This is a genomic window from Streptomyces sp. NPDC090445, assembly GCF_044769385.1.
GTDB lineage: Bacteria > Actinomycetota > Actinomycetes > Streptomycetales > Streptomycetaceae > Streptomyces.
The window spans coordinates 66,322-72,321 of sequence record NZ_JBIVXV010000034.1; the positions used below are offsets into that span (position 1 = coordinate 66,322).

Here is a 6,000-nt window from a genome sequence, read left to right on the forward strand (position 1 = left end):
GGGCCCGCAGCCGACCGCCGGCCCATCACGGCACCTCCCGCGGAGCGCTCAGAGGTACAGGCCCGCGTCCGCGCCGTGGCCCTGCGGAGGCAGGACGGCCGCCGGGCCCGTGCCCCGGCGCAGGGCGTACAGCTCGGCGAGGGTGGCGCCCTCGCGGGAGACGCCCTCGTCGGTGCCCAGCCACTCCACGGCCTCGTGGTGCGTCAGCTTGCCGACCTCGATGCGGGCCAGGCAGCGCCCGGGGCGGACCACCGCCGGGTGGAGCCGCTCCAGGTCCTCGTTGGTGGTCACCCCGACCAGCACGTTGCGGCCCTGTCCGAGCAGGCCGTCCGTCAGGTTCAGCAGCCGCGACAGGGCCTGGCCGGCGGTGTGCCGGGCCTCGCCGCGGATCAGCTCGTCGCAGTCCTCCAGCAGGAGGAGACGCCACCGGCCCTTCGCCGTGCCCTCGTCCTCGCCGATCGCGATGTCCATCAGGTAGCCGACGTCGTTGAACAGCCGCTCCGGGTCCAGGACGCAGTCCACCTGGCACCAGTCCCGCCAGGACCGGGCCAGGGTCCGCAGGGCGGAGGTCTTTCCCGTCCCCGGCGGCCCGTGCAGGAGCAGGAGCCGCCCGGCGATGTCGTCCGGGGTGACCTTCATGAGGCGGTCCATGGCCGAGGCCACCGGTGCGGTGTAGTTGGGCCGGACCTCGGCCCAGGTCCCCGCGCTGATCTGGCGGGTCGTGCGGTACGGGCCCCGGCGCGGGGAGACGTACCAGAACCCCATGGTGACGTTCTCCGGCTGCGGTTCGGGCTCGTCCTGCGCCCCCTCGGTGGCCTCGCCGAGCACCCCGGCGGCGAGTTCGTCGCTGACCGCCGTCACCGTCACGTCCGCGCCCCGGCTCCAGCGGGACACGAGCACCGTCCAGCCCTCGCCCTCCGCCAGGACGGCGCTGCGGTCGGAGTCGCGTGCCGAGCGCAGCACGGTGGCCGCGGCCGGCAGCAGGGTCGCCTCCGCCTTCACCCGCTCGATGGTGACGCTGCGCGAGTACGGCTGCTCGCCGGAGGCGAACCGGCCGAGGAACAGCGCGTCGACGACGTCCGAGGGCGAATCGCTGTCGTCGACGTTGAGCCGGATCGGCAGCGCATCATGCGGGTTGGCTGACATGGCGCCCATGATCCGGCACGAACTGCCCCTGTGCACCCGTGTTTCGCCGGAACGGGTGCCTGCCTTCCCCCGCGAAACGCCGTGGTGGTGAAGATTCGGGGCGCAAGTCTGCGCCACATCTCCTTGGCATGGACACTTCCAGCCATCCCGGGCTCCTTGTACCACGGACTCAGGAGTAACCCCGACTCCTGAGTACCCCCCCACACCCCCAGAGGAGCCGCACCATGCCTTCGGGACGCCTGCCACGCCTTGCCGCCTGGACCTCCTCCCTCTTACTCGCCGCGGGCGCCGCCCTGTTCGGCGCCGGCCAGGCCTCCGCCGCCGCCGACTTCGGCTACGTCGCCCTCGGCGACTCGTACTCCTCCGGCGTCGGCGCCGGCAACTACGACAGCTCCAGCGGTGCCTGCAAGCGCACCAACCGCGCCTACCCGGCCCTGTGGGCCGCCGCCAACTTCCCGCAGACCTTCGCCTTCACCGCCTGCTCCGGCGCCCGCACGGGCGACGTCCTCTCCGGCCAGCTCGGCCCGCTGAACTCCGGCACCGACCTCGTCAGCATCACCATCGGCGGCAACGACGCCGGCTTCGCCGACGTCATGACGACCTGTGTGCTGCAGTCCGAGGCCACCTGCGTCAACCGCATCAACCAGGCCAAGGCGTACGTCGACTCCACCCTGCCAGGCCAACTCGACCAGGTCTACAACGCGATCCGCGGCCGGGCGCCCTCCGCCCGCGTCGTCGTCCTCGGCTACCCCCGCTTCTACAAGCTGAACGGCGCCTGCGTCACCGGCCTCACCGAGGGCGAGCGCACCGCCATCAACGGCGCGGCGGACCACCTGAACGCCGCGATCGGCAAGCGCGCCACCGCCCACGGCTTCACCTTCGCCTCGGTCGTGAGCTCCTTCACCGGCCACGAGATCTGCTCCGGCGACGCGTGGCTGCACAGCGTCAACTGGCTCAACATCGGCGAGTCGTACCACCCGACCGCGGCCGGGCAGTCCGGCGGCTACCTGCCCGTCTTCCGCAGCAAGGCCTGAGCCTCCAAGCGGGCCTCGGGGCCGGCCTCAGAGCCGGCCTCGGGGCCGGCCTCAGGGCGCGGGCGCCGGGTCCGGCGACGCTGCCGCCGGGCCCGGCGACCCGTCCGCACCGGGGGAGGAGGACCCGCCCGTCGGGGCCTCCTCCTCGCAGGTCACCGAGAACTCCACCCACCCCGAGACCGCGGGCGCGGGCCCCCGCACCTCCAGGCGGACCGCGTCGGCCAGGGTCCCGTCCGCGCGGTACCCGAGCGCGGTGTGCTCCAACTGCCGGCTCGCCGGCCCGTCCGCGGGGTACGCGAGGGACTGCCAACCGGGGCCGGAGGGGCTTCCGCTCCGCGTCACCCACCGGTACCCCAGCACGGCCGGCCGGGGCTCCACCTCGACGGCGGCCCTGAAGGCCGGCGCCCGCGAGGCGGCGGGCGGGCAGGTCCCGCGGTACTCCCCGCGCACGGCGTGGACGGAGACCGCGACCCGCGGCGAGGGCGCGGCCGACGGCGACGGCGACGGCGGAGTTGAGGCCCACGCGGACGCGGACGCCGACGCGGGCGCAGACGCGGAGGCCGAGGCCGTGCCGGGATCCGGCGCCGCCCCGCCCGCCGTACCGGAGGGCCTCGCCGATGCCGAAGCCGACGGGGCCGTACCGCCCGTGGCGGCCGGTCCGCCGCCCGATCCGGAGCCCTCCCCGGCCGAGCGGTCCCGCAGCAGCAGCCAGCCCAGGGCCGCCACCGCCAGCAGCAGCACCACGATCCCGGCGGTCAGTACCGCCCCGGCCCGCCCCGGGCGCTGCCCGGAGCCGTTCCCGGGGCCGGGGTCCGGCGGCGGAGGAACCGGCGCGGGCACGGGCAGCAGCGGTGTCGCCCCTGCCGCCGTCCCCGCCCACGGAGCCGTCCCCGCCCACGGAGCCGCGGCCGCCCCCGATCCCGCCCCCGCCCACGGGTTCGCGCCGTTGCGTGCCGTCGCCGCGGTCGGGTCCGGTCCGGACCGCGGCCCGCCCGGGTCCCGCAGGGCGCCGCCCGCGCCGACGATCCGCAGCATCCGGGAGGCCTCCGCCGCCGGCAGCCGCTCGTCCGGGTCCTTGCGCAGCAGCCCCTCCAGTACGGGCGCCAGCGGCCCGGCCCGGCGCGGCGGCGGCAACTCCGCGTCCACCACGGCCCGCAGGGTCGTCAGCGGGGTGTCCTGGCGGAACGGCGAGACCCCCTCGACGGCCGCGTACAGCATCACCCCCAGCGACCACAGGTCCGAGGCGGGTCCCGGCTCGCGCCCCATCGCCCGTTCGGGTGCGAGGAATTCGGGGGAGCCCACCACCTCGCCCGTCCTGGTGATCGCCGTGGAGCCCTCCAGGCGGGCGATCCCGAAGTCGGTCAGCACCACCCGGCCGTCGTTGGCCAGCAGTACGTTGGCGGGTTTGACGTCGCGGTGCAGCACGCCCACGTCGTGCGCGGCGCGCAGCGCGGCCAGCACCTGTTCCCCGAGGTGCGCGGTGCGCTGCGGGGTCAGCGGCCCCTCCGCCTCCAGCACCTCGGCCAGCGAGAGCCCCCGGACGAGCTCCATCACGATCCAGGGGCGGCCCTCCTCGGTGACCACGTCGTAGACGGTGACCACCCCGCGGTGCGAGACCCGGGCCGCCGCCCAGGCCTCCCGTTCGAGCCGCCGGTACAGCCGCCCGACCTCGGCGCCGTCCAGCCCGGCCGGGGCCCGTACCTCCTTGACGGCCACCTCGCGGGCCAGGACCTCGTCCCGGGCCCGCCACACGATGCCCATGCCGCCCCGGCCCAGTACTCCGAGCAGCCGGTACCGGCCCGCGACGACCCGGCCGTCGGCCGCGCCCGGCCCGCCGCCCGTGTCCGTCCCACCCCGGTCGTCGGTCACGCGCGCCCCCTGTGCGTCCAATGCATCCGCGCACCCCCTGCGTCGGAGTCGCGGCGATGCGTCATCGGGTGGTCACTCCACGTTACCGCAGTGCGGGCCGCCCGACCCCTGTTGTGCAGGCAGGAATCGCCTCCGGCGATTCCTGAAACCCCCTCACCTTGCGGAGAGTAACTGTCGACTCCGCTGAGTAATCGTCAACTCCCCGACGCATAGGGGTAATTCACACCACCGGGATACCCGCGGGCATCCCGGGGGCGATAGGGTTAACCTGCCCGGGCCGGGTGCCTTCGTACGGGTGGGGAGAGAAAAGATGGAACAGATAGCAATGCGCAGCAGGCCGCCCCGCGTGCCTGCCATCACCTGCGGCAGCAGTGCGACCAGCTCGCGCCTCGACCGCCACCTCGCCGTGCTGGGCGGACCCGCCGTCCCCCACCGCGAAGTCGCCGAGGCCACCCTGCTGATGCGCGAGCTCACCGCTCGCGACCACACTCACCGGCTGCGCAGCCGCAGCGCGCGCGTCTCGCTCTTCGCGCCGCTCCGCCGCCTGCGCCGCTCGCTCTTCGGCAGCCGCCGCTCGTAAGAACTGTCCCCGAACCCGAGAAGTTTCGCCCCGGCCCTACGCAACCACTCCATCCCGGCGCAGTGTCGTGATCTGCGCGCCCGACATCCCCAGGGCGCGCAGCAGGGCCTCGGTATGTTCGCCGAGTGCGGGCACCGCACCCATGTGCGGTGCCGTACCTCCCGGCAGCCCGATCGGCGGCAGCAGTGCCCGCAGCGGGCCCGCCGGTGAACCCACCTCCCGCCAGCGGTCCCGCGCAGCCAACTGCGGATGCTCCGCGAGCTGTTCCACCGAGTTCAGCCGGGCGCAGGCGATACCCGCCGCCTCCAGCCGCCCGATCGCCTCGCCGGCGTCCAGCGCGGCCAGCGCCTCCGCCACCACGGCATCGGTCTTCTCCCGCCCGCGGGTGCGCGCCGCGTTCGTCGCGTACGCCGGATCGTCGGCCAACTCAGGCCGCTGCAGCACCTGTTCGGCGAGGCGGCGCCACTCCCTGTCGTTCTGCACCGACAGCAGCACCCGGTCGCCGTCCGCCGTCGCATACGCGTCGTACGGGGCGATCACCGCATGCGCGAGCCCCGTCCGCACCGGCTGCCGCCCGCCGTGCATCGTGTGGTGCAGCGGATGCCCCATCCACTCGGCGAGCGCGTCGAGCATGGACACCTCCACCCTGCCCCCGCGGCCGGTGACCCCACGGCGCACCAGCGCGGCGAGGACCCCCGAAAAGGCGTACATGGCCGCCGCGATGTCCGCGGCCGGGATGCCCGCCTTGACGGGCTGCTCCGGCGTGCCCGTCACCGAGACCAGCCCCGCCTCGCACTGCACGAGCATGTCGTAGGCGCGCTTGTGGGCGTACGGGCCCTCCGCGCCGTACCCGGAGACGTCCACCGCGACCAGCCGCGGGTACCGCGCGCACAGCGCCGCCGAGTCCAGCCCGAGCCGGGCCGCCGCGCCCTGCGCGAGGTTCTGGACGAACACGTCGGCCCCGTCGAGCAGGCCGTGCAGGATCTCCAGGCCGCGCGGGTCCTTCAGGTCCAGCGCGATCGACTCCTTGCCGCGGTTGGCCCACACGAAGTGCGAGGCGAGGCCGTGCGCGGCCGTGTCGTAGGCGCGCGCGAAGTCGCCGCCGTCCGGGCGCTCCACCTTGATCACCCGGGCGCCGAGGTCGGCGAGCTGGCGGGTGGCGAAGGGTGCGGAGACGGCCTGCTCGACGGCGACGACCGTGATCCCGTCCAGCGGCAGGGGTTCGGGCGAGTGTTCCATGAGGTTGATCCCTACCGGGTGAGGGCGGGTCCTGTCACCCCCGTTACCTTTCTCGTGGCCCCGAAACGGGGCGCCTGGCCCCCGGGCCCGGTATGGCTGTCTGCCCCCTGTCGAAGGGATGACCTGGGGGGT

The 6,000-nt window shown here is 74.7% G+C and carries 5 protein-coding genes; 2 read left to right on the top strand and 3 right to left on the bottom strand.

The features are described 5' to 3' along the window. Positions 1-48 precede the first annotated feature (48 nt). Positions 49-1,146 (bottom strand): DUF5925 domain-containing protein, encoded by a 1,098-nt coding sequence (locus ACIQUT_RS35760; protein ID WP_403569294.1) that lies wholly within the window; start codon positions 1,144-1,146, stop codon positions 49-51. Positions 1,147-1,370: 224 nt separating this feature from the next. Here ACIQUT_RS35760 and ACIQUT_RS35765 point away from each other — a divergent pair, with 224 nt between their 5' ends. Further along, the gene (locus tag ACIQUT_RS35765) at positions 1,371-2,180 is read left to right on the top strand and encodes an SGNH/GDSL hydrolase family protein (protein WP_403569296.1); all 810 of its coding nucleotides are present in this window, start codon (positions 1,371-1,373) and stop codon (positions 2,178-2,180) included. A 51-nt stretch (positions 2,181-2,231) separates the two neighbouring features. Here ACIQUT_RS35765 and ACIQUT_RS35770 read toward each other — a convergent pair whose 3' ends face one another. Next, positions 2,232-3,941 carry a serine/threonine-protein kinase gene (locus tag ACIQUT_RS35770; RefSeq protein ID WP_403569305.1) on the bottom strand — a complete coding sequence of 570 codons (1,710 nt, stop codon included), beginning with the start codon at positions 3,939-3,941 and terminating at the stop codon, positions 2,232-2,234. Positions 3,942-4,359: 418 nt separating this feature from the next. On the opposite strand from ACIQUT_RS35770, the gene ACIQUT_RS35775 reads away from it, so the two are divergent. Beyond that, entirely contained in the window at positions 4,360-4,629 is a 270-nt protein-coding gene (locus tag ACIQUT_RS35775) for a hypothetical protein (protein WP_385422249.1), read from the top strand. A gap of 36 nt (positions 4,630-4,665) precedes the next feature. Here the strand turns inward: ACIQUT_RS35775 and ACIQUT_RS35780 are convergent, their stop codons facing one another. After that, the gene (locus tag ACIQUT_RS35780) at positions 4,666-5,868 is read right to left on the bottom strand and encodes a CaiB/BaiF CoA transferase family protein (protein WP_403569297.1); all 1,203 of its coding nucleotides are present in this window, start codon (positions 5,866-5,868) and stop codon (positions 4,666-4,668) included. Between the last annotated feature and the right edge of the window lie 132 nt (positions 5,869-6,000).